The organism is Microbacterium sp. DMC48 (genome assembly GCF_056313825.1).
Window position 1 is genome coordinate 348,288 of record NZ_JBQUZN010000004.1, and the last position, 22,753, is coordinate 371,040.

Below are 22,753 nucleotides of genomic sequence, written 5' to 3' on the forward strand. Positions count from 1 at the left end.
CGACTCGTCGCAGCGCGTCGAAACGCCTCAGGGCCGGATGATCGGGATCGCGCTGGTCTCCACCGCGACTTTGCGCCGGTACAGCGCGCGCTGTTCGGGCAGCGAGATGTCGAAGATGACCGCGAGCAGTCGGATCACGGTCGTGACCACGACCGAGGCGATCGCCGCGGCCACCAGCGGCGCACCGACGGCGTGTGCGAACGCGAGCAACGCGCAGCCGACCGCGGCCGCGACGGCGTACAGCGATCCGACGTGCATGATCGCCACCGGCAGGCCCATGATCACGTCGCGAAGAATGCCGCCGCCCACCGCGGCGCAGACCCCGACGAAGACCGCCGGGACGGGGGGAAGGCCGAGCGCCAGCGCCTTGGAGGTGCCGAAGGCACCGAACAGGCCGATCACCACGGCGTCAAGGGCCACGATCACCGCGTTGAGGCGCTCGAAGATGTTGGCCAGCAGCATGCCGACCAGAGCCGCGCCGACGGCCGTGATCAGGTACCAGTTGCTCTTCAGCGTCGCGGGTTCGACGTTGAGCAGGAGGTCGCGGATGATGCCGCCACCCATGCCCATCACGGTGCCGACGATGACGACGCCGAGCAGGTCGAGTCGGCGCTGTCCGACGAAGCCCGACGAGAACAGGGCGCCCTGTACACCGCCGAGTCCCACGGCGAGGAGGTCGGCCCAGAGGGGGATCACGAACAGCTGCTCCGTCACCTGACCATTGTCTCCAATGCCGCCCGATGTCGGCACCGGCGGGGATAATCGAGGGGTGCCCACCTACCGCGACGAGGTCGTGGTCCTGCGCACCCACAAGCTGGGTGAAGCGGACCGCATCGTGACCATGCTCAGCCGTCGCCACGGCAAGGTACGCGCTGTCGCAAAGGGTGTGCGCCGCACGTCGTCGAAGTTCGGGGCCCGCCTCGAGCCGTTCATGGTCGCCGACGTCCAGCTCTACCAGGGGCGCTCGCTCGACATCGTGCAGCAGGCCGAGTCGCTCGGCTCGTACGGGGCCGCGATCGTGGCGGACTACGACCGTTACACGGCTGCGCACGCCATGGTCGAGACCGCCGACCGGCTGAACGAAGCCGAAGCCACCCCCCAGCAGTACCTGCTGCTCGTGGGAGGATTGCGCACCCTCGCGCAGGGCGGACGGGAGTCGCGTTCCGTACTCGACTCGTACCTGCTGCGCGCGATGTCGCTGTCGGGCTGGGCTCCCGCCCTCTTCGATTGCGCGCGATGCGGCGCGGCCGGCCCGCACGATTGGTTCGTCGCGCAGCTCGGCGGCGTCGTCTGCGGCGACTGCGCTCCGGCCGGCTCGGCGCGCCTTCGTCCGGAGACGGGTGCGCTGCTGCGCGCCCTCGTCGCGGGAGAATGGGATGTCGTGGATGCCGCGACCCACGCCGCCACCGCCTCGGCATCCGGCCTCGTCGCCGCCTACGCGCAGTGGCATCTCGAGCGCGGCATCCGTTCCCTGTCCCATGTGGAGAGCACCCGTTGAGCCCCAAGCCCTACACGCATCGCGATGCCGTGCCGTACCGCCCCCTCGATTGGACCGGCATCCATCCGCCGCGTTTTCCGAAGGGCGGTGTGCCGAACCACGTTGCGATCGTGATGGACGGCAACGGACGGTGGGCCAACCGCCGGGGACTGACACGAATCGAAGGACACCGGGCGGGCGAGGAGGTGCTCCTCGACGTCGTGGCCGGCGCGATCCAGGCCGGAGTGAAACACCTCAGCGTCTACGCCTTCTCGACCGAGAACTGGGCCCGCTCACCGGAAGAGGTGCGCTTCCTGATGGGCTACAACCGCGACGTGCTGCACCGCCGCCGTGATCAGTTGAACGAATGGGGCGTGCGCATCCGCTGGGCGGGCCGCAAGCCGCGCCTGTGGGGATCGGTCATCAAGGAGCTGCAGTATGCCGAGCAGCTCACCGCCGGCAACGACACGCTCACGCTGACGATGTGCATCAACTACGGCGGTCGGCTCGAGCTCATCGACGCGATGCGCGCGATGGGCGAACAGATCGCCGCGGGCCGGCTGAAGCCCTCGGCGATCACGGAGAAGACGCTGCGCACGCACCTGTACGTTCCGGACATGCCCGACGTCGACCTCTTCCTGCGCTCCAGCGGCGAGCAACGCACCTCGAACTTCCTGCTGTGGGAGTCGGCCTACGCCGAGATGGTGTTCCTCGACACGCTGTGGCCAGACTTCTCGCGGACGGATCTGTGGGGCGCGATCGAGCTGTATCTGGGTCGCAGCCGCCGATTCGGTGGCGCGATCGATGCCCCCACCGCTGACGCAGCGGAATAGACCGACGCCCGCGGAGAGTTGCACCCGACATGACAGACAAGATCACCATCGACGTGTGGAGTGACATCGCCTGCCCGTGGTGCTACATCGGCAAGCGCAATCTCGAGGCCGGCCTCGCTCAGACGGCGGCCGACACCGACGCCCCGCAGGTCGACGTGACCTTCCACTCCTTCGAGCTCTCTCCCGACACTCCCGTCGACTTCGAGGGCGACGAGGTCGACTTCCTTGCCGGACACAAGGGAATGCCGCGAGAGCGCGTGCGCGAGATGCTCGACCAGGTGACCGGCGTCGCCGCGAACTCCGGGCTCGAGTACCGCTTCGATCTGCTGCAGCACACCAACACCGTGAAGGCGCACGAACTGCTGCACTTCGCGAAGGCGCAGGGGCGTCAGTACGAGATGGCCGAGCGCCTCATGTCCGCATACTTCACCGAGGGCAAGCACGTCGGACGCGTCGACGACCTCGTCGACCTCGCCGTGGAGGTCGGCCTGGATGCCTCGGACGTGCGTGACGCACTCGAATCGGGCCGACATCTGGCCGATGTGCGCGCCGATCAGGCACAGGCGCAGGCTTACGGCATCCAGGGGGTGCCGTTCTTCGTGATCGACGGCAAGTACGGCGTGAGCGGCGCGCAGCCGGCCGACGCGTTCGCACAGATCACCCGACAGGTGTGGGCGGAGAAGCAGGACGCCTGAGACGTCGCGTTTCGACTCGTCGCTACGCTCCTCGCTCAACGACCGGCAACGAACCTCTCCGGTCGTTGAGCGAGCGCAGCGAGTCGAAACGGGCCGCAGCAGGGCTCAGGCGGGGAGGCTGGCCTCGATCGCCGCGATCACCTCGGGCGCGTCGGGCTTGGTCTGCGGACGGAAACGGTGCACCTCGCCGGTCGGCGTGACCAGGAATTTCTCGAAGTTCCACATGACCGGGCCCTTCGCCCCCTCCACGTTCTTCGCCTTCTTCAGCGCCTTGTAGAGGGGAGCGGCGTGCGAGCCGTTCACCCGCACCTTGTCCATGATGGGGAAGCTGACGCCCCACGTGACGGCGCAGTACTCCAGGATCTCCTCCATGGAGCCCGGCTCCTGACCCATGAACTGGTTGCAGGGGAAGCCGATGACCTGCAGACCCCGGTCGCCATAGGTGCGCTGCAGCTCTTCGAGCTGCTCGTACTGCGGCGTCAGACCGCACTTGGATGCGACGTTGACGATGAGAACGGCGCGATCGCCGAACTCGGAGAGGGTGTGCTCTGCGCCGGTCGCGTCGGTGTAGGGGATGTCGCGAAGCTGCGCTGTCTGTGTGTCGGCCATGTTGTCCACGATAGAGGCGCAGACCGGCGCACCGGCCGCGTGAGTCTGGGAGAATGGACAGGATGTCCCTCTCCGTCTCAGCCGGCGCCGCGCTGCGCATCGGCCCCATCGCGCTCGACGCACCCGTGGTGCTCGCGCCGATGGCCGGTATCACCAACACCGCCTTCCGTCGGCTCTGCCGCGAGTACGGCGCGGGACTCTACGTCTCGGAGATGATCACCACTCGCGCCCTGGTCGAGCGCAACGCGACCACGATGCGTTTGATCACGCACCACGAGTCGGAGACTCCGCGCTCGATCCAGCTCTACGGCGTCGACCCGGCGACCACCGAAGCGGCCGTCCGACTTCTCGTCGACGAGGACCGCGCCGATCACATCGACCTCAACTTCGGCTGTCCCGTGCCCAAGGTCACGCGCAAGGGCGGGGGAGCGGCACTGCCGTGGAAGCTCGGCCTGTTCCGCGAGATCGTCACGCGCGCCGCACGCGCCGCCGGCGACGTGCCGCTCACCGTCAAGATGCGCAAGGGAATCGACTCCGACCACCTCACGTTCCTCGACGCCGGCCGCATCGCGGAGGATGCGGGCGTCGCCGCGGTGGCCCTCCACGCGCGCACGGCCGCGGAGTTCTATTCCGGCCAGGCCGACTGGTCGGCGATCAGCGCTCTGAAGCAGGCGGTGACGAGCATCCCCGTTCTCGGCAACGGCGACATCTGGTCAGCGGAGGATGCGGCACGCATGATGACCGAGACCGGGTGCGACGGTGTCGTGGTCGGCCGTGGGTGCCTCGGTCGACCGTGGCTGTTCGGTGACCTCGCGCGAGCCCTCGGCGGCCCGGATGCCGCCAACGGCGCCCCCGTCGACGCGACCCTGGGCTTCGTCGCGGCCGCGTTCCGCCGTCATGCCGAGCTGCTCGTCGAGTTCTTCGAGGACGAGGGTCGCGGATGCCGCGACATCCGCAAGCACGTCGCCTGGTACTTCAAGGGCTACCCCGTCGGGGGCGAGACGCGCGCACAGCTGGCGACCGTGTCGAGCCTCACCGAGATCGACGATCTGCTCGCGACGCTGGATCTCGACGCCCCCTACCCGGGCGCCGCCGCCGAGGGCCAGCGCGGTCGTGCCGGCACGCCCAAGCGCCCGGCACTGCCCGACGGGTGGCTGCTCAGCCGCGATATGAGCGGCGACGCCGCGCGCGCGCTGGCTGACGCGGAGGTCGACACCAGTGGCGGCTGACGGCAGCAGCGTCGGCATCGCCTCGGGCCGACCCGCTGGCTACGACGACCACGACGCCGACCGTTTCGTCCCCGAACATCATCGATCCCAGAGAGACGGGTTCGCCCGCGATCGCGCTCGAGTGCTCCACTCGGCGGCCCTGCGCCGCCTCGCCTCGAAGACCCAGGTGCTCAGCCCCGCGAGCCCTGCGGACTTCGCACGAAACCGACTGACGCACTCCCTCGAAGTCGCTCAGGTGGGCCGCGAGCTGGCGATCGCCCTGGAGCTGTCACCCGACGTGGTCGACACGGCCTGCCTCAGCCACGACATCGGCCATCCGCCCTTCGGCCACAACGGAGAGCGCGCCCTGAACGACTGGGCCGAGGACATCGGAGGGTTCGAGGGCAACGCACAGACGCTGCGGATCCTCTCGCGTCTCGAGCCGAAGGTGCTGGATGCCGGGGGGCGCAGCGTGGGGCTCAACCTGACCCGCGCGAGCCTCGACGCGACGTGCAAGTACCCGTGGACGGTCGAGCACGGTGTTCCCGACCCCGGTGGACGAGAGAAGTTCGGCGTCTACCCCGAGGACGAGGATGTCTTCCGCTGGATGCGCATCGGCGCGCCCGGTCGCGTGCGCTGCATCGAAGCAGAGGTCATGGACCTCTCCGACGACATCGCGTACTCCGTGCACGATTTCGAGGACGCGGTGCTCAACGGCTACCTCGACCCGGCGCGCCTCGCCGACGCGCGCGAGCATGACGCTCTGCTGACGGCGATCCAGGCGTGGGTGGGCTTCGGCTTCACCCGCGACGAGCTGGCGGACGCGCTGTACCGGCTCACACGCATGCCGGAGTGGCTCACCGGATTCGACGGCTCTCGCGCCGCACTGGCCGGCCTGAAGAATCTCACGTCCGATCTCATCGGCCGCTTCGCGCGCGCAGCCACGACGGCGACGCGCGAGCACTACTCGGTGCCGGTGCTCACGCGCTACCGCGGCCGCGTCATCGTGCCGCGGGTGATCGAGGCCGAGATGGCCGTGCTCAAGGGCATCATCGGCGCCTTCGTGGTCACGATCGACGGTCGCCGCGGGCTGTACAAGGAACAGCGTCGCGTGCTCAAGCGCCTCGCCACCGCACTGTGGGAGCGTCCCGAGCACCTCGACCGGCTGCACGCGGAGGACTTCGCCGCGGCATCCACCGATGCCGCCCGCAAGCGCGTGGTCGTCGACCAGGTCGCGAGCCTCACCGATCGCTTCGCCATCGAGTGGCATGCCCGACTGATCGGCCCGGTCGATCTGCGCGAGCTCGGCCTGCGCTCCGGCGACGACCGCACGATCGCCCCCAGCGGTTTCGCTCTTCCCGAGCCGCTCGCCGGGCTGTGGCCGGCGGAGGGTCACTGATGGCACGGATCCGGCAATCCGACGTCGACGAGGTCAAGGCCCGCACCAACATCGGTGACATCGTCGGCGAGCGGGTCGCCCTCAAGTCAGCCGGCGTCGGGTCGCTGAAGGGCCTGTGCCCCTTCCACGACGAACGAAGCCCGAGCTTCCACGTGCGCCCGCAGGTCGGCTACTACCACTGCTTCGGGTGCGGCGAGTCGGGCGATGTCTACTCCTTCCTGCGCGCCATGGACCACCTGTCCTTCACCGAGGCGGTCGAACGCCTGGCCGCGCGCATCGGCTATACGCTCCACTACGAAGACGGCGGCGCGGCGCCGGAGACCAGCGGCCGCACGCGTCTCTATCAGGCCAACTCGGCCGCTGCGGAGTGGTTCCGCACGCAGCTGTCGTCTCCGGAGGCCGACGCCGGCCGCCGCTTTCTCGGTGAACGCGGCTTCGACGCAGGAGCCGCGGCCCACTTCGGTGTCGGCTACGCGCCGAAGGGTTGGAACAACCTTCGCGACGCGCTGCACAGCCAGGGCTTCACGGACGAGGAGCTGTCGGCCGCGGGGCTCGTCTCCCAAGGCCAGCGCGGCGTGTACGACCGCTTCCGTGGCCGTGTCGTGTGGCCGATTCGCGATCTGACCGGCCAGACGATCGGTTTCGGGGCGCGCCGTCTCTACGACGACGACCAGGGTCCGAAATACCTCAACACGCCCGAGACCACGATCTACAAGAAGGCGCAGGTGCTCTACGGCCTGGACCTCGCGAAGAAGGATGTCTCACGTTCGCACCGCGTCGTCGTCGTCGAGGGATACACCGACGTGATGGCCTGCCATCTGGCGGGCGTCACGACGGCGGTGGCCACCTGCGGGACGGCGTTCGGCTCCGACCACATCACGGTCCTGCGACGGGTCATGGGCGATGACAGCGCCGCCGGCGACGTCGTGTTCACGTTCGACCCCGATGCCGCGGGGCAGAAAGCGGCCCTGCGCGCCTTCGCCGACGCGAAGCGCTTCAACGCGCAGACCTATGTGGCGACCGGCCCGCAGGGACTGGATCCCTGCGATCTGCGACTCGAGCGCGGCGACGCGGCGGTGCGTGCGATGCTCGACACGAAGGTTCCGATGTTCGAGTTCGTCATCGATCAGCGCCTCTCGGGGTTCGATCTCGCGAGCGTCGAGGGCCGCGTCGGGGCCCTGCGAGCCGCCGCACCGGTCGTGGGTGAGCTGCGCGACCCGCTGCTGCAGCCGGAGTACACCCGCGTGCTGGCCCGCCGCCTCGGGATGGACACCGAGGATGTGCGGCGCGAGGTCGACCGCGCCGCTCGCGAGAGCGTGCGCCGCGAGGGCGACATCCCGCGCTCCTCGTCGACCGTGAGCGCAACGGCCGGGGTCGACGGCCCCGCTCCCACGCCGTCGGTCGGCGAGCCCGCACTCCGGATGAGTCTGCGAACGCTGCCGCGCACCGCCGATGCAACACTGGAGCGTGACGCCCTCATGGGAGTGCTGCAGTACGGTCACCTCGTCGACGGCGAGGAGGTGGATGCCGCGCTCGCGCTACCCATGCAGATCCCCGCTCTCGACGCGGTGCGCCAGTCCCTCGTCGCGCAGGGAGACCGCAAACGCATCGGCTGGGCGTCGAGGGCGGTGGAGTCGGTGCGCGAGCCCTACCGGTCGCTGGCGGTGGAGTTGCTGACGGCCGATTTCCCTGCATTGACGGAGGCGGAGGCCGCGGCCTACACACGCGGGCTCGCGCGCAAGCTGCGGGTGCGCGCGGTCGACCGGGAGAAGAACGAGTTGCTCGGCACGATCCAGCGGCTTCCCGCCGATTCGGAACAAGGGCGGGCGGTCCGTCTGGCGCTGCGCGAGCTGGACGCGCGCCGGCGCGCTCTCACCGAGGCGTCGCTCTGACCCCGTGGCGCGGTCGCACGCCCGGTCGCACGGTGGCGCCCACGGGTCAGAGCGGGCAGGATGAGCGCATGCCGCGTCGTGCCCCCACCGACAATCCTGCCGCGCTTCGTTGCGACGACCTCTCGATTGCGCGCGCGGGAGTGCGCGTCGTCGAAGGCGTCAGTTTCCGGGTCGACCCGGGCCGCGCGCTGGCGGTCATGGGCACGACCGGATCGGGCAAATCGACCCTCGCGACACTGCTCGCTGGCACGAGCGACGACTCGCTGTCGGTGGTGGGAGGCGACGCCTGGGTCGATGGCACGGCCGTTCGGCGCAGGGGGCGCGCTGCGCGTGTGCGCGCGTACTACACCGGGTATGTCCCGCAGCGCGCGGGAGCCGGCCTTCCGGCTCGACTGACCGTCGGAGACGTCATCGGCGAGCCGATCACGAGCCGAGATCGACGTGTCAATCAGCGCGCGCTGGCCGTCCGCGTCGCGGGGTTGCTGGACGAGTTCGAACTCCCGCTCGGCGCAGCCACCCGGTATCCCTATGAGCTGAGTTCGGGGATGCGCCAGCGTGTCGCGATCGCTCGCGCCCTCGTGCTCGGCCCGAAGGTCTTCATCGGCGACGATCCGTACGCGAACCTCGACGTCGAGGTGAGACATGCCGCGCGCGACGCGCTGCTGCGCCGGCGCGACGAGAACGGCATGGCGATTCTCATGGTGACCAACGACGCCGAAGCCGTGCGAGAGCTCGATGCCGATGTGCTGGTGCTCCGAGCAGGTCTGCCCGTCGCCTACGGGCATGGCATCGCGGATCTGCTCTGGACTCCGGACGGCGGTGCCCGCCTCGTGTCGTGAAGACGCGTATCGTGTCACGAGCACACCCCGACGTTTGCTAATATGGACGGGTTGCCCGCTCGCGGGTGATTGATCCTCGGTAGCTCAATTGGCAGAGCAGCCGGCTGTTAACCGGCAGGTTCTTGGTTCGAGTCCAAGCCGGGGAGCGAACGGCCCCAGACTCCACTCTGGGGCCGTTTTCGTTTCCACCGCTAGGCTTCGGACATGCCAGACCGTGCTGTCCCGAACCTGCCATCGCGTGATTTCGGCGGCACGGTCCGCTTCTACGGGGGTTTCGGATTCACTCCGAGCTACCGTGACGACGCGTGGCTGATCCTTCGTCGGGGCGAGCTGGTGCTCGAGTTCTTCCGATTCGACGACCTGGTGCCCGAAGCGAGCTCCTTCATGTGCAGCGTCCGCGTCGACGACGTGGACGAGCTGTACGAGGACATCAAGCGATCCGGCGTCCCCGAGCACGACGCGGGCCTTCCGCGGCTGCGACCCGTTCAGACGCAGTCCTGGGGACAGCGAGCCGGATTCCTCGTCGACGCAGACGGAACCCAGCTCACCCTGATCGAAAACGGCGCACCCGACGCCTAGCGATACCCGACCGGGCTCGCTCACCCCTCCAGATCGTCGACTCCCGGCGTCCAGGACGCGCCGGCGCGACCCCAACCGCGCTTGCGCGCGATCTTCTGGACGGTCCTCCAATCGCCGTCGTCCAGACGGTCCACGTAGAGGATGCCGTCGAGGTGGTCGAACTCGTGCTGCATGATGCGCGCACGCCAGCCGTCCACCTGGATGCGTACGGCCTCGCCGTCCAGGTCGATACCGGTGACCAGGACTTCATCCGAGCGGCGCAGGGCGAAGCGCTCACCGGGGAACGACAGGCACCCCTCGGACTCGTCGTCCGGGTCCGGCGCGCCGGGTACGGGAGGCCGCATCCACAGCTCCGGGTTGAGGATCACACCGCGCCAAGGCTGCCCGTCATCGTCTTGGTAGCTGTAGGTGTAGATGCGCAGACCCACGCCCACCTGCGGGGCGGCGAGGCCGACACCGGGCGCGGCATCCATCGTCTCGAACATGTCCGCGACGAGCTCGCGGATCTCGTCGGTGATCTCGGAGACAGGATCGGCGGGGGAGTGCAGGACGGGATCGCCCATGATGCGAATCGGAAGAACAGCCACGTCCTGAGCCTATCGAGCGCACCTGGCCGTTAGTGTCGAGGGGTGCATGCCGCCCTCAACGACCTCGGAGATGTGACCGACAAGCTCGTCGGCGTCTTCGCGGACCCCGGCATCCTCATCGGCATTCCGCTCGCCCTGCTCGGCGCCGTCTTCATGTCCTTCGGCGCGCAGTATCAGCACCGCGGGGTGCAGAAGGTCGAACGTCTCACGGCGACCGCCGGGGGCACCGGTCTCACCGGCGGCCAGATCTGGAACCTGCTGCGCCGGCCGTCGTGGGTGGCCGGCACCGTGATGCTGGGGCTGGCGATCGTCTGCCAGCTGTCCGCCCTGTCGTTCGCCCCCCTCATCCTGGTGCAGCCGCTCGGCGCCGTCTCGTTGGTCATCACGACGCTGCTGAACGCGCGAATCAGCGGCCTCAAGCCCACGAAGCGCTCCCTGACCGCCATCGGCCTCTGCGTCGCCGGCATCTTCGTGTTCGTCACGATCGCCGCCCTGTACGCCACCGAGACCCCGATCAGCGACGGACAGCTGATCACCGTGCTGCTGATCCTCGCCGGTGTCGCCATCGTCCTGACTGCACTCTGGCTGTGGCTGCGCACCCGCATGGGAGCACTGTTCTACATCGTCGCCGCCGGCATCATGTACGGCTTCGTCGCCACGCTGGCGAAGGTCGTGCTCAGCCGGATCCGCACCGGCGACTTCGAGTGGCTCACGATCGTGTGCATCGTCGCCCTGCTCACCGGTACTGCGATCGGCGCCTACTTCGTGCAGACTGCCTACGCGTCCGGCCCGCCCGACCTCGTCATCGCCGGTCTCACCGTCATCGATCCGATCGTCGCCATCGTGATCGGCCTGGCCGTACTGCGCGAAGCCGACGGCGCCCCCCTCTGGGCCTACGGCGGCTTCGTCGTCGCCGGCGCGCTGGCCGTCACCGGCGTCTTCCAACTGGCTCGCCACCACCCGCAGGTGATCAGCGACAGCCAGGAGATCCCCATCACACGCGGGAGCGGCGAACAGGTCTCGCCCGGATCGCAGCGCCTCACGGATGCCGTGGCGAAGGTGTGGCCCGAGCCACCCGTGCGCGATCGGGACGACCCGCGCCCCCGCTAGACTTCCGGGGACAGGGGGCGGTGGCCAAGCTGGTCAAGGCAGCGGGCTCATAACCCGACGATCGTGGGTTCAAGTCCCACCCGCCCTACCAATGACACGGTTGTGATTCCGCGTCGTTATCGGCCATAATGGGCCCACAACCACATAGGCGCCACGCATCCGACACTCAGGTCGTAGGGGAAGACGTACCTGAAGAAACGGAGAATCGCGATGGCGACCACGTCGACCCCACAGGCGCGCGGAGTGATCTACATCCACTCCGCGCCACGTGCGCTGTGCCCCCACTTGGAGTGGGCTGTCGGTCGCGCCCTCGGGCGCGCGGTGAGCTTCGAGTGGGCGGACCAACCCGTTCTCACGGGCAGTCGCCGCGCTGAGTTCTATTGGGAGGGTCCCGCCGGCACCGGCGCGGCCCTGGCGACCGCGATCCGCGGATGGGAGCATCTGCGGTTCGAGGTGAGCGAAGACCCCACGCCGCGCTCGGACGGCGGGCGGTGGATGCACACTCCGGATCTCGGCATCCACTATGCGCAGACCGACACCGCGGGCAACGTCGTGATCGGTGAGGATCGCATCCGCTACGCGATGGAGATCGCCGCCGGCGACCCGTACGACTTGCAGCGCGAGCTCCAGGTCGCGCTCGGGTCGACCTGGGACGAGGAGCTCGAGCCGTTCCGTCACGCCAGCGACGACGCACCGGTCGTCTGGCTGCACAAGGTGGGCTGAGAGACCCGCCACCGACCTCAGACGGGTGGAGGCGCCAGTACCGGCTTCGGACGGCTTCCCGGAGACCGAGACCGCTCATCCCCGTCTGACACGAAAGACGCCCCCGCCATCCTCACGGATGCGGGGGCGTCTTCACGCGCGAATGCTCAGACCGAAGCGAAGGCGGCGACGGCGTTGTGGCCGCCGAAGCCGAACGAGTTGCTGATCGCGAGCTGCGGACCGTCGCCCAGCGGCGTCGGCGCGCCCGACAGACGGAACGGGACTGCGGGATCCTGCTCCGTGATGTTGATCGTCGGAGGGGCCACCCGGTCGCGGATGGCCAGGATCGTGAAGATCGCCTCGAGCGCGCCGGTACCACCGAGCAGATGACCGGTCGAGGCCTTCGTCGCCGACACCGGGATTTCGTCGATGCGGTCACCGAACACACTCTTCAGCGCGACGTACTCGTTCGGGTCGCCGACCGGCGTCGAGGTCGCGTGGGCGTTGACGTGGGTCACGTCGTCGGGGGAGGCATCGGCCATGGCCAGAGCCATGTTGACGGCGCGCGCGGCGCCCGTGCCCTCGGGATCGTTCGCCGTGATGTGGTACGAGTCCGCCGTGACCCCTCCGCCCACGACGACCGCGTAGATCTTCGCGCCGCGGGCCTTGGCGTGCTCCTCCGTCTCGAGGATCAGCACGCCGGCACCCTCGCCCATGACGAATCCGTCGCGGTCGATGCTGCCCGGACGCGACGCCGTCTCGGGGGAGTCGTTGCGCTTGGAGAGCGCCTGCATCGACGAGAACGAGGCGATCGTGACGGGGTGGATCACCGACTCGGTGCCTCCCGCGATCACCACGTCGGCGAGGCCGTCACGCAGGTGCTCGATGGCGTTGACGATCGACTCCGTGCTGGACGCACAGGCGCTGGCGACCGTCCGCGCATACGCGCGGGCACCGAAATGCAGCGACAGGTTGCCCGCCGCCGCATTGGGCATGAGCATCGGAACGGTCATCGGCAGCACCCGACGCGGGCCCTTCTCGCGAAGCGTGTCCCACGCATCCAGGAGAGTCCAGAGACCCCCGATGCCGGTCGCGAAATCGACCCCCAACCGTTCCGGGTCCACCTCCGGGCTCCCGGCATCCGCCCACGCCTCCATCGCGGCGACGAGCGCGAACTGCGAGGACGGGTCGAGACGCTTGGCGATCGGGCGCTCGAGCACGGTGTCCGGGCGCACGGCGGCCTGCGCCGCGAAGGTGACGGGCAGGTTGTACTGCTCGACCCAGTCGTATTCGAGGGTGCGAGCGCCGGAGGCGCCACCCAGCAGCGCGGCCCAGCTCTCCGGCGCGGTGCCCCCGATGGGGCTCGATGCGCCGATGCCGGTGACGACGATTCGGGGAATGCTCATGGTCTCCTCGGATGCTCCGGTGGGGGCACGACGGCCCCCACCGGGGTGCAGGTGGCGAGGCCTGAGGTCAGGCCTGGTTGGTGGTGATGAAGGTGACGGCGTCGCCGACGGTCTTGAGGTTCTTGACCTCTTCGTCGGGGATCGTGACGCCGAACTTCTCCTCGGCGTTGACGACGATCGTCATCATCGAGATCGAGTCGATGTCGAGGTCGTCGGTGAACGACTTCTCCAGCGCGACCTCGTCCGCCGAGATGCCGGTCTCGTCCGTGATGAGCTCGGCGAGCCCTGCGAGGACCTCGTCGTTGCTGAATGCCATGGGATTCTCCTTGTTTATCGGGGTTTCACCGGCCCTGCGGGGCCGACGTTCAGTCTAGGTGCGACGGCTGTCGCGACCGGGTATCTCGGGCCGTCAGGGAAGGACGACGACCTGCGCGCCGAAGACCAATCCGGCGCCGAATCCGATCTGCAGCGCCAGCCCGCCGGACAGTTCCGGGTGCTCGGAGAGCAGGCGGTGGGTGGCGAGGGGGATGGATGCCGCCGACGTGTTGCCGGTGGTCTCGATGTCGCGGCCGATCACGACCGTGTCGGGGAGCTTCAGCTGCTTGGCGAACTCGTCGATGATGCGCATGTTCGCCTGGTGGGGCACGAAGGCAGCGAGGTCGGAGGGCTGCACACCGGCCTCTTCCAGCGCCTGGCGGGCGACCTTGACCATCTCCCACACGGCCCAGCGGAAGACCGTCGGACCCTCCTGACGCAGCGTCGGCCAGGGTGCCGTGCCGTCGCGGAACTCGGTGAGCGTGTGGTTCATCCCGACCGCATCGGCCTTCGAGCCGTCCGATCCCCAGACGGTGGGACCGATGCCCGGAAAGTCGCTCGGTCCGACGACCACGGCGCCGGCGCCGTCACCGAGCAGGAACGAGATCGAGCGGTCCGTGGGGTCGACGACGTCGCTGAGCTTCTCTGCGCCCACGACGACGGCGTAGTGCGCGGCGCCGGCCCGGATGAGGGCATCCGCCTGGGCGACGCCGTACGCGAAGCCCGCGCAGGCGGCGTTCAGGTCGTACGCGGCCGCGGGGTTGGCGCCGATGCGATCGGCGACGATCGCCGACACCGAGGGAGTCTGCTTCGGGTTCGAGATCGTCGCGACGATCACGGCGTCCACCAGCGACGGGTCGATACCGGCGCCGGCGATGGCCTCGGCCGCGGCGTCGGCAGCGAGTTCGATCGCCGTCGTTGCGGCATTCGCGCGCACACGCGTGATGATGCCGGTACGCTGGCGGATCCACTCATCGCTGGAGTCGATGGGGCCCACGAGGTCGTCGTTGGGCACGGCGTTCTCGCCACGGGCAGCGCCGTAGGCGTAGATGCGGGTGTGTGCCGGTCCCGTCGCCTGGACGAGGGTCGGTCGGGTGGGCGCGTCGGTCACGCGTCGCCTCCTGTCAGCAGGGCGGCCGCAGCCGCGAGGTCGTCGGGTGTCTTCACGGCCACGGTGGGCACGCCGCGGAGGGCGCGCTTCGCAAGGCCCGTCAGCGTTCCGGCCGGCGCGAGCTCGATGATGCCGGCGACCCCCGCATCCGCGAACGATTCCATGCACAGATCCCAGCGGACGGGGGAGGAGACCTGCGCGACGAGTAGGTCGAGCGCCTCGCGGCCGCCGTCCACCCGGGCGCCGTCGCGGTTGGTCCAGAGCGTGAGACGGGGGTCGGATGCCGAGACCTCGGCGGCCGCGGCGCGCAGGGTGTCGACGGCCGACGCCATGTAAGACGTGTGAAAGGCGCCGGCCACCTGCAAGGGGATGACGCGGCTGCCGGCGGCGGGGTGGGCCGCAAGCTCCGAGAGGGCGTCCAGCGCGCCTGCGGCGACGATCTGTCCGGCGCCGTTGTGGTTGGCCGCGGTGAGCTCCAACTCGTCGAGCAGAGCGAGCACGGCGTCGCGGTCGCCGCCGAGGATCGCGCTCATGCCCGTCTGCTCCTGCGCGGCGGCATCGGCCATGGCCCGTCCGCGAAGCCCGACCAGACGCATGCCGTCGTCGTCGCTGAGGACGCCCGCGGCGACGAGGGCCGCCACCTCACCGACCGAATGTCCGGCGACGCCGGCAGGCGAGAGGCCCGCGGCATCCTGGAGAGCGGCGTACGACAGCAGGCTCGCCGCGACGATCAAGGGTTGCGCGACCGCCGTGTCACGAATGCGGTCGGCGTCCCACTCGGTGCCGGCGGACACGAGGTCCACCTGCGCCGCTTCTGCATAGCGTTCGAGACGCTCGCGGGATCCCGCGAGTTCGAGCCACGGTGTCAGGAACCCGGGGGTCTGCGACCCCTGACCGGGGAAGACGGTGATGATCACGTGCCTATCCTTCCAAGTTCTTCGCCGCCGCGCTGGCGACGACGTCACAACAAACGCGAGATGCTTTGTGTCAGAGCGACAACGGCACGAGGCTCAGTCCGCGCGCGCGGACCGTCGCGCTGCGCTTCCGCGCCGTCGCGTCGCCTCCGTGCCGATCGATCCGATGATGAGCGCCGTCTGCAGGATGAGGGCCTCACGCGGGCCGGTCGCATCCCAGCCGATGACATCGGAGACCCGCTTGAGTCGGTAGCGCACGGTGTTGGGATGGACGAACAGCTCGCGGGCGGTCGCCTCGAGGGAGCGGCCATTGTCGAGATAGCTCCACAGGGTCGCGACCAGATCGGCCGAGTGCGCCTGCAGAGGACGGTAGATCCGCTCGACGAGCGTCGCCTTCGCCATGGCGTCGCCGGCGAGGGCACGCTCGGGCAGCAGGTCGTCGGCTTCGACGGGGCGCGGCGCGTGGCGCCAGGCACCGGCGACGGCGAAGCCCGCCAACGCGGCACGGGCGCTGAGCCCGGCATCCACGAGCGCGGGCACCGTCGACCCCAGCACGAGATGCCCCGGCCCGAAGCCCGGCTCCAGACGGAGGGCGATCTCCGTGAACGGCAGCTCTTCGGCGACGGGCTCACGCCCGGGCAGCACGGCGCGGCCGATCACGAGCACGAGACGAGATCCCTGCACGCCGATGAGGACATCGACACCCAGCTTGCGTGCCACTCGGCGCAGATGATCGACGTCCAGTTGCGGCGGAGTCGTGCCGACGAGAACCGCGACTTCGCCGTGGCCGTGCCAGCCGAGGGCGGCGATGCGGCTGGGCAGCTCCTCGTCTGCTTCGCCGGTGAGGATGGAGTCGACGACCAGCGCTTCCAGGCGCGCATCCCACAGCCCGCGCGCCTCCGCCGCCCGCGCGTACACGTCCGCGGAGGCGAAGGCGACCTCGCGGGAGAACAGCAGGATGCTCTCGCGGAGATCCTCCGCCTTTCCCGCGACGCGTTCCTCCGTGACGGCGACGGTGACGCGGATCAGCTGGAGAGTCTGCGTCAGGCTGACACTGCGCAGCAGCTCACGGGGAGCAGCGGCGAAAATGTCGGCAGCGATCCACGGCGTCGAGCCGGGATCCTCGTACCACTGGATGAACGACGCGATGCCCGCCTGCGCCACCAGGCCCACCGCCGAGCGACGGGCCGGAGGCATGTCGGCGTACCAGGGCAGAGACTCTTCGAGCCGCTTGATGGTCGCCGTGGCCAGGTCTCCGGAGACCCGGCGGAGCCACGCGAGTGTCTCCGCCTTCTCCTGAGGGGTGGGGCGGGCGGGCATCGAATCGATCAGCTTTCGCCGCCGGCGTTTCCGCTCGTTCCGGCGGTCACATCGTGCAGGCGGTACTTCTCGATCGCCTGTGCCGACAGCGACCGGTCGACGAGCCCTTCGTCGGCCAGCGCCTGCAGGGCACGGACGACGATGGACGGTCCGTCGATCTTGAAGAACCGACGCGCCGCGGCCCGGGTGTCGGAGAAGCCGAAGCCGTCCGCGCCGAGGGTGACGTAGCGACGGGGAACCCACTCGCGGATCTGGTCCTGCACCGCGTGCATGTAGTCGCTGACGCCCAGGACGGGGCCCGCGGTGTCGCGAAGCTTCTCGGTGAGGTACGCGGTGCGCGGCTCGGCCAGCGGGTTCAGGAAGTTGTGCTCGTCGGCGGCGAGTCCGTCGCGGCGCAACTCCGTCCAGCTCGTGACCGACCACACATCGGCGGCCACACCCCAGTCCTCGCGCAGCAGCTGCTGGGCCTCGAGCACCCACGGCACACCCACACCGGACGCGAGCAGCTGCACGCGATGTCCGTCACCGGCCCCCTCCGAGATGCGGTGGATGCCGCGGACGATGCCCTCGACGTCGACGCCCTCGGGCTCGGCGGGCTGCACCAGCGGCTCGTTGTAGAGCGTGATGTAGTACATGACGTTCGGATCGGGGTGGTTGCCGCCGTACATCCGCTCCAGGCCGGAGCGGACGATGTGGGCGATCTCGTACCCGTACGCGGGGTCGTACGACACGGTGGCCGGGTTCGTCGAGGCCAGCAGGTGGGAGTGGCCGTCGGCGTGCTGGAGTCCCTCACCGGTCAGCGTCGTGCGGCCCGCGGTGGCACCCATGATGAAACCACGCGCCATCTGGTCGGCGGCGGCCCACTGCGCGTCGCCGGTGCGCTGGAAGCCGAACATCGAGTAGAAGATGTAGACCGGGATCAGCGGCTCACCATGCGTCGCGTACGAGGTTCCCGTGCCGGTGAACGCCGCCACCGCGCCGGCCTCGTTGATGCCGACGTGCATGATCTGTCCCTGCGGGCTCTCCTTGTAGGCGAGCAGCAGTTCCCGGTCGACCGACGTGTAGTTCTGGCCGTTCGGGTTGTAGATCTTGGCGGTCGGGAAGAAGGCGTCCAGACCGAACGTGCGCGCCTCGTCGGGGATGATCGGCACGATGCGGTTGCCGAAGTCCTTCGAGCGCAGGAGGTCCTTCAGCAGGCGGACGAACGCCATGGTGGTCGCGACCTCCTGCGTTCCGGATCCCTTCTTCGGCAGCGCGTACGCACTGTCGTCGGGGAGGCTGATCGGAACGTGGTGGGTACGGCGCTCCGGGAGGAACCCGCCGAGGGCGCGACGCTTCTCCACCATGTACTGGATCGTCTCGTCTTCCATACCGGGGTGGAAGTACGGCGGCGCGTACGGGTTCTCCTCCAGCTGAGCGTCGGAGACGGGGATGCGCATCGAGTCGCGGAAGTGCTTGAGGTCGTCGAGCGTCATCTTCTTCATCTGGTGCGTCGCGTTGCGCCCCTCGAAGTGATGACCCAGGCCGTAACCCTTGATCGTCTTGGCGAGGATGACCGTCGGCTGACCCTTGTGCTCGGTCGCCGCCTTGTAGGCAGCGTAGAGCTTCTGGTAGTCCAGACCGCCGCGGCGGAGCTTTCCCCAGATGTCCTCGTCGGACCAGTCCTTGACCATGGCTGCGGTGCGCTCGTCGCGACCGAAGAAGTGGTCGCGGATGAACTTTCCGTCCTCGGCGCGATACGTCTGGAAGTCACCGTCCGGGGTGGTGTTCATCAGGCGCACGAGGGCGCCATCGGTGTCGACCTGCAGCAGCTCGTCCCAGCCGCGGCCCCAGACGACCTTGATGACGTTCCAGCCCGCACCGCGGAAGAACGCTTCGAGTTCCTGGATGATCTTGCCGTTGCCGCGCACGGGGCCGTCGAGGCGCTGCAGGTTGCAGTTCACGACGAACGTGAGATTGTCCAGGCCCTCGTTGGCGGCAACCTGGAGCTGTCCGCGGCTCTCGACCTCGTCCATCTCTCCATCGCCGAGGAACGCCCAGACGCGGGAGTTGGAGAGGTCCTTGATCCCTCGGTTGGTCAGGTACTTGTTGGTCATCGCCTGGTAGATGGCGTTGATGGGGCCGAGGCCCATCGACACGGTCGGGAACTGCCAGTACTCCGGCATGAGACGCGGGTGCGGGTAGGAGGGGATGCCGTCCGGTGCCTTCGACTTCTCCTGCCGGAAGCCGTCGAGCTGATCGGCCGACAGCCGTCCCTCGAGGAACGAACGGGCGTAGATGCCGGGGGAGGCGTGACCCTGGATGAAGATCTGGTCTCCACCGTTGGGGTCGTCGAGACCACGGAAGAAGTGGTTGAAGCCGACTTCGTACAGCGAGGCGGACGACGCGTAGGTGGAGATGTGACCTCCGACGCCGATGCCCGGACGCTGCGCGCGATGCACGGTCAGTGCAGCGTTCCAGCGGATCCACCGGCGATACCGGCGCTCGAGCTCCTCATCACCCGGGAACTCGGGCTCGTTCTCCGGGGCGATCGTGTTGATGTAGTCGGTCGTCGGCACCTGGGGAACGTTCAGCTGCAGCTCGTGCGACTTGTTGAGCAGGCTGAGCATGATCTCGCGGCCACGCCCGGCGCCCTTGCTGTCGACGAGCTGCTGGAGCGATTCCTGCCACTCGTGCGTCTCTTCGGGGTCGCTGTCCTGCGGGCCCTGGGAGTACGGATCCTGATCGTTGACCGTCACGAGACACCTTTCTTCGTCTGGCAGATCATGCCAGGGACGGGGCTTCTGATACGCGCGGCTTTGTGCAGCGTCGACAACGCATCCTGGATCAGCCTAGTCACATCTCGCTGGAGTGGATCGCGCTGGCAGCGAGTGGCCCCTGCGCGGTGCGCGTCACGCACGGAGTCGTCACGGCAAACTCCCCGGTGCCGCGAGGAAGGCGTCGATGATCGCCCACGTGGCCGCAGGTTCCTCGAGGTGAGGGAGGTGCCCTGCGGCCAGGATCTCTGCGAACGATGCGTCGCCGATCGCCGCCGCGACTGCGCGACCGTAGGCCGGTGTGACGATCCGATCGCTCGCGCCATACAGGAGCAGGGTCGGGACCTCGATCGCGCCCACGCGCTCGAGCAGGGTCGCGTCGCTCATCGTGGGGCCGGTCAGCGCCGCCATCGCCTGCCGGTTGGACTGCTGCACGGCACGCTCCGCTTCCGACATCGTCGCCGGGTTTCGGTATCCGCGCTCGGGGTCGTGCCACGCCGCTTCCGCGAGGCCGCGCGCGTCGAGCGCGAAGAAGTCTGCGCCCGGCTCGCCCTCGATAACGAGGCCGGTCCCGTCGATACTGATGATCGCGCCGACCGTTCCACCATCCTGTGGGTCGCCGGCTGCCTGCACACCCATCTCGAGCGCGATCCACCCGCCGATCGACGAACCGACGACGACGACGTCGCGCTCGTCGTCGTCGCGCAGGCGTGCGAGGTAGACCTTCGCAAGATCGGCGATCGATGCGATGTCGTCGGTGCGGGCCGTCCCGTCCCAACCCGGATGTGTGGGCGCGATCACACGCATCGATGTGCCCAGGTGGGCGACGATCGGCGCCACGGTTGCGGGACCACCGCCGCCGTGCAGAACGAGTGCGGTGCGCGTGAGATGTCTGGGTGTCACGATCATTCTCTTATCAATATGTTTATCTACGAATGTTGATACGGTAGCACCGTGGCAACGAATCTCGAACTGCTGGGGCAGGCGATCAAGCGCGCGCAGTATCGCAACCATCGGGCACTGGACGCTGCACTGCGCGACGCCGGTGTGACGCTCGTGCAATGGGACGCGCTGCGCGCGATCGATCGGATGCCGGGAGCGACCGGGCACACGCTGGCGTCAGCCACTTTCCAGAGCGATCAGGCCTTCGGCACCCTCGCCAATCGCCTGCTCGGCCGTGGGTTGATCGAGCGGACGGCGGGGCGGGGTCGGCGCATCGAGCACACCCTCACCGCGGCCGGTCGAGCAGCCCTGGCCGAGGGGAATCGCATCGCCGACGCAGTACGAGAGGCACTGTTCGCTCCGCTCGATGAGGCCGCACGGGAGAGGCTGGCCGCCATTCTCGAGAACCTCGTCGGCCACGACATCGAGTCATGAGTGGGCCCTGCCGGGATCGAACCGACGACATCCACGGTGTAAACGTGGCGCTCTACCAGCTGAGCTAAAGGCCCTGACTTCGACAGTCTACGAGTTCGCGATGCTCACTCGTCGCGTCCGACCACCGTCGGCTCCGCGGGATTGAGATACGGATCGCCGTCACGGCCGAGCCGGGAGTGCCCACGCGAGTAGGCGACGTAGACCACGACGCCGATGACCAGCCACACGAGGAATCGCAGCCACGTCTCCACCGTCAGGTTGAGCATCAGATAGAGACAGATCAGCGCGGCCAGAAGCGGCAGAACGGGGCTCCAGGGCACGCGGAAGCCTCGCTTCAGATCCGGCCGGGTGCGGCGCAGCACGACCACTCCGACCGAGACGAGCACGAACGCCGACAGCGTTCCGATGTTGACCATCTCCTCGAGGACTCCGACGGGGGTGAGCCCGGCCACGAGTGCGACGACCACGGTGACGATGATCGAGATGACCCATGGTGTGCGCCGCGTCGGGTGCACCTTCGCGAGCTGCTGGGGGAGCAGGCCGTCGCGCGACATTGCGAAGATGATGCGGGTCGCACCGATGAGCAACGTGAGCACGACGGTCGTCAGACCGGCGACGGCTCCCGCCGAGATCACCGTCGCCATCCAGGTCTGCCCATGGAAAGCGAAGGCGTTCGCGAGCGCTGCGGCCGGGTCGAGCTCGTCGAAGCGCACCATGCCCGTCACGACGAGCGCCACCGCGCAGTACAGCAGCGTGCAGATCGCAAGAGACGCGATGATGCCGATGGGAAGGTCCCGCTGCGGGTTCTTGGTCTCCTCCGCCGTGGTGGCGACCACATCGAACCCGATGTACGCGAAGAACACGAGCGCGGCTCCGGCGAAGATGCCGCCGACGCCGAACGCCATGGGCGCCGAGCCGGAGATGAACTGCAGCAGCGGCTGCATGAGGCCCGTCGCGGCCTCGCGCGGCGCGGCATCCGGGATGAACGGCGAGTAGTTCGCGGGGTTGACGAACATGATCCCCGCGACGATCACGAACAACACGATGAAGAGCTTCACCCCGACCAGCACGAGGTTCACGCGCATCGATTCGCGGATGCCGAGTGTCATGAGGGCACCGAGCACGACGACGAGGACGATCGCCATCACATCGACCGCACCCCCGTAGCCGATCACGGCGGGCAGCGGGATGCCGAGCTGCCCGAGGAGAACGCCGAGGTAAGCGCTCCAGCCCTGAGCCACGACGCTCGCACCGAGGAACATCTCGAGGATGAGATCCCACCCGATGATCCAGGCGAACAGCTCGCCGAGCGACGCGTAGGAGAACGTGTACGCGGATCCCGAGACGGGCACCGTGGAGGCGAACTCGGCGTAGCACATCGCCGCCAAGGCGCACGCGATCGCCGCGATGACGAAGCTGACGACGACGGCGGGGCCGGCGACCTCATGGGCGGCGCGACCGGTGAGCGTGAAGATGCCGGCGCCGATCACGACACCGACGCCGAAGACCGTGAGATCGAGGGCTGACAGCGACTTGCGGAGCCGGAACTCCGGCGCTTCGGTGTCGGCGATGGAGCGTTCGATCGACTTCGTGCGCATCAGGCTCATGGCGTCTCCCCGCGAGA

22 protein-coding genes and 3 tRNA genes are annotated in these 22,753 nt (G+C 68.6%); 13 read left to right on the top strand and 12 right to left on the bottom strand.

What is annotated here, in order from left to right; translation table 11 throughout:
• Nucleotides 1-27 precede the first annotated feature (27 nt).
• Complete coding sequence (locus ACT53O_RS06930; RefSeq protein ID WP_036321079.1) at nucleotides 28-714, bottom strand: trimeric intracellular cation channel family protein; 687 nt, start codon at nucleotides 712-714, stop codon at nucleotides 28-30.
• A gap of 55 nt (nucleotides 715-769) precedes the next feature.
• On the opposite strand from ACT53O_RS06930, the gene recO reads away from it, so the two are divergent.
• Genes recO through ACT53O_RS06945 form a run of 3 tightly spaced genes read left to right on the top strand, consistent with a single transcriptional unit; the run spans nucleotide 770 to nucleotide 3,005 of the window.
• Nucleotides 770-1,498, top strand: a complete 729-nt coding sequence (gene recO, locus ACT53O_RS06935; protein ID WP_039415914.1) for a DNA repair protein RecO — start codon at nucleotides 770-772, stop codon at nucleotides 1,496-1,498.
• Nucleotides 1,495-2,310, top strand: a complete 816-nt coding sequence (locus ACT53O_RS06940; protein ID WP_039415915.1) for an isoprenyl transferase — start codon at nucleotides 1,495-1,497, stop codon at nucleotides 2,308-2,310. Before recO ends, ACT53O_RS06940 begins: the two co-directional genes overlap by 4 nt.
• A 29-nt stretch (nucleotides 2,311-2,339) precedes the next feature.
• On the top strand, nucleotides 2,340-3,005 hold the full coding sequence (locus ACT53O_RS06945; protein WP_036318389.1) for a DsbA family oxidoreductase: 666 nt from the start codon (nucleotides 2,340-2,342) through the stop codon (nucleotides 3,003-3,005).
• A gap of 105 nt (nucleotides 3,006-3,110) precedes the next feature.
• Here the strand turns inward: ACT53O_RS06945 and ACT53O_RS06950 are convergent, their stop codons facing one another.
• Nucleotides 3,111-3,614 carry a glutathione peroxidase gene (locus ACT53O_RS06950; protein ID WP_036318388.1) on the bottom strand — a complete coding sequence of 168 codons (504 nt, stop codon included), beginning with the start codon at nucleotides 3,612-3,614 and terminating at the stop codon, nucleotides 3,111-3,113.
• A gap of 62 nt (nucleotides 3,615-3,676) precedes the next feature.
• Between ACT53O_RS06950 and dusB the strand changes: the two genes are divergently transcribed.
• The 6 genes from dusB (at nucleotide 3,677) to ACT53O_RS06980 (ending at nucleotide 9,531) form a co-directional block, all read left to right on the top strand.
• The gene (gene dusB, locus ACT53O_RS06955; RefSeq protein WP_135949810.1) at nucleotides 3,677-4,843 is read left to right on the top strand and encodes a tRNA dihydrouridine synthase DusB; all 1,167 of its coding nucleotides are present in this window, start codon (nucleotides 3,677-3,679) and stop codon (nucleotides 4,841-4,843) included.
• Nucleotides 4,833-6,221 carry a deoxyguanosinetriphosphate triphosphohydrolase gene (locus ACT53O_RS06960; RefSeq protein ID WP_433721167.1) on the top strand — a complete coding sequence of 463 codons (1,389 nt, stop codon included), beginning with the start codon at nucleotides 4,833-4,835 and terminating at the stop codon, nucleotides 6,219-6,221. The genes dusB and ACT53O_RS06960 overlap by 11 nt, the downstream gene beginning before the upstream one ends.
• The gene (dnaG, locus tag ACT53O_RS06965) at nucleotides 6,221-8,113 is read left to right on the top strand and encodes a DNA primase (RefSeq protein WP_036318386.1); all 1,893 of its coding nucleotides are present in this window, start codon (nucleotides 6,221-6,223) and stop codon (nucleotides 8,111-8,113) included. Before ACT53O_RS06960 ends, dnaG begins: the two co-directional genes overlap by 1 nt.
• A 68-nt stretch (nucleotides 8,114-8,181) precedes the next feature.
• On the top strand, nucleotides 8,182-8,952 hold the full coding sequence (locus ACT53O_RS06970) for an ATP-binding cassette domain-containing protein (RefSeq protein ID WP_036318385.1): 771 nt from the start codon (nucleotides 8,182-8,184) through the stop codon (nucleotides 8,950-8,952).
• A gap of 73 nt (nucleotides 8,953-9,025) precedes the next feature.
• A tRNA-Asn gene (locus ACT53O_RS06975) sits at nucleotides 9,026-9,098 on the top strand.
• Nucleotides 9,099-9,156: 58 nt separating this feature from the next.
• Complete coding sequence (locus ACT53O_RS06980; RefSeq protein WP_036318384.1) at nucleotides 9,157-9,531, top strand: bleomycin resistance protein; 375 nt, start codon at nucleotides 9,157-9,159, stop codon at nucleotides 9,529-9,531.
• Nucleotides 9,532-9,551: 20 nt separating this feature from the next.
• Here ACT53O_RS06980 and def read toward each other — a convergent pair whose 3' ends face one another.
• Complete coding sequence (def, locus tag ACT53O_RS06985; RefSeq protein WP_476151639.1) at nucleotides 9,552-10,118, bottom strand: peptide deformylase; 567 nt, start codon at nucleotides 10,116-10,118, stop codon at nucleotides 9,552-9,554.
• 42 nt (nucleotides 10,119-10,160) lie between these two features.
• On the opposite strand from def, the gene ACT53O_RS06990 reads away from it, so the two are divergent.
• The 3 genes from ACT53O_RS06990 (at nucleotide 10,161) to ACT53O_RS07000 (ending at nucleotide 11,951) form a co-directional block, all read left to right on the top strand.
• Nucleotides 10,161-11,228 (top strand): DMT family transporter, encoded by a 1,068-nt coding sequence (locus tag ACT53O_RS06990; RefSeq protein ID WP_039415921.1) that lies wholly within the window; start codon nucleotides 10,161-10,163, stop codon nucleotides 11,226-11,228.
• Between the two features lie 14 nt (nucleotides 11,229-11,242).
• A tRNA-Ile gene (locus ACT53O_RS06995) sits at nucleotides 11,243-11,319 on the top strand.
• 119 nt (nucleotides 11,320-11,438) lie between these two features.
• Nucleotides 11,439-11,951: a DUF3145 domain-containing protein gene (locus ACT53O_RS07000; RefSeq protein ID WP_036318382.1), complete on the top strand. Its 513-nt coding sequence runs from the start codon at nucleotides 11,439-11,441 to the stop codon at nucleotides 11,949-11,951.
• Between the two features lie 146 nt (nucleotides 11,952-12,097).
• Here ACT53O_RS07000 and ACT53O_RS07005 read toward each other — a convergent pair whose 3' ends face one another.
• From ACT53O_RS07005 to ACT53O_RS07035, 7 genes are all read right to left on the bottom strand, one after another.
• Nucleotides 12,098-13,336 (bottom strand): beta-ketoacyl-[acyl-carrier-protein] synthase family protein, encoded by a 1,239-nt coding sequence (locus ACT53O_RS07005; protein WP_036318381.1) that lies wholly within the window; start codon nucleotides 13,334-13,336, stop codon nucleotides 12,098-12,100.
• A gap of 67 nt (nucleotides 13,337-13,403) precedes the next feature.
• Nucleotides 13,404-13,652 (bottom strand): acyl carrier protein, encoded by a 249-nt coding sequence (locus ACT53O_RS07010; RefSeq protein ID WP_005049448.1) that lies wholly within the window; start codon nucleotides 13,650-13,652, stop codon nucleotides 13,404-13,406.
• 93 nt (nucleotides 13,653-13,745) lie between these two features.
• Entirely contained in the window at nucleotides 13,746-14,762 is a 1,017-nt protein-coding gene (locus ACT53O_RS07015) for a beta-ketoacyl-ACP synthase III (protein WP_036318380.1), read from the bottom strand.
• The gene (locus ACT53O_RS07020; RefSeq protein WP_476151640.1) at nucleotides 14,759-15,679 is read right to left on the bottom strand and encodes an ACP S-malonyltransferase; all 921 of its coding nucleotides are present in this window, start codon (nucleotides 15,677-15,679) and stop codon (nucleotides 14,759-14,761) included. Before ACT53O_RS07020 ends, ACT53O_RS07015 begins: the two co-directional genes overlap by 4 nt.
• Before the next feature lie 93 nt (nucleotides 15,680-15,772).
• Nucleotides 15,773-16,996, bottom strand: a complete 1,224-nt coding sequence (locus tag ACT53O_RS07025) for a PucR family transcriptional regulator (RefSeq protein ID WP_476151641.1) — start codon at nucleotides 16,994-16,996, stop codon at nucleotides 15,773-15,775.
• Between the two features lie 8 nt (nucleotides 16,997-17,004).
• Nucleotides 17,005-19,734 (bottom strand): pyruvate dehydrogenase (acetyl-transferring), homodimeric type, encoded by a 2,730-nt coding sequence (aceE, locus tag ACT53O_RS07030; protein ID WP_039415924.1) that lies wholly within the window; start codon nucleotides 19,732-19,734, stop codon nucleotides 17,005-17,007.
• 168 nt (nucleotides 19,735-19,902) lie between these two features.
• The gene (locus ACT53O_RS07035) at nucleotides 19,903-20,655 is read right to left on the bottom strand and encodes an alpha/beta fold hydrolase (RefSeq protein WP_476151642.1); all 753 of its coding nucleotides are present in this window, start codon (nucleotides 20,653-20,655) and stop codon (nucleotides 19,903-19,905) included.
• Nucleotides 20,656-20,706: 51 nt separating this feature from the next.
• Here ACT53O_RS07035 and ACT53O_RS07040 point away from each other — a divergent pair, with 51 nt between their 5' ends.
• Complete coding sequence (locus tag ACT53O_RS07040; RefSeq protein WP_294945511.1) at nucleotides 20,707-21,129, top strand: MarR family winged helix-turn-helix transcriptional regulator; 423 nt, start codon at nucleotides 20,707-20,709, stop codon at nucleotides 21,127-21,129.
• 1 nt (nucleotide 21,130) lies between these two features.
• Here the strand turns inward: ACT53O_RS07040 and ACT53O_RS07045 are convergent.
• Together ACT53O_RS07045 and ACT53O_RS07050 are read right to left on the bottom strand one after the other, a co-directional pair.
• Nucleotides 21,131-21,203 (bottom strand) — tRNA-Val (locus ACT53O_RS07045).
• A gap of 30 nt (nucleotides 21,204-21,233) precedes the next feature.
• Nucleotides 21,234-22,736: an amino acid permease gene (locus ACT53O_RS07050; protein WP_112931481.1), complete on the bottom strand. Its 1,503-nt coding sequence runs from the start codon at nucleotides 22,734-22,736 to the stop codon at nucleotides 21,234-21,236.
• Nucleotides 22,737-22,753 lie beyond the last annotated feature (17 nt).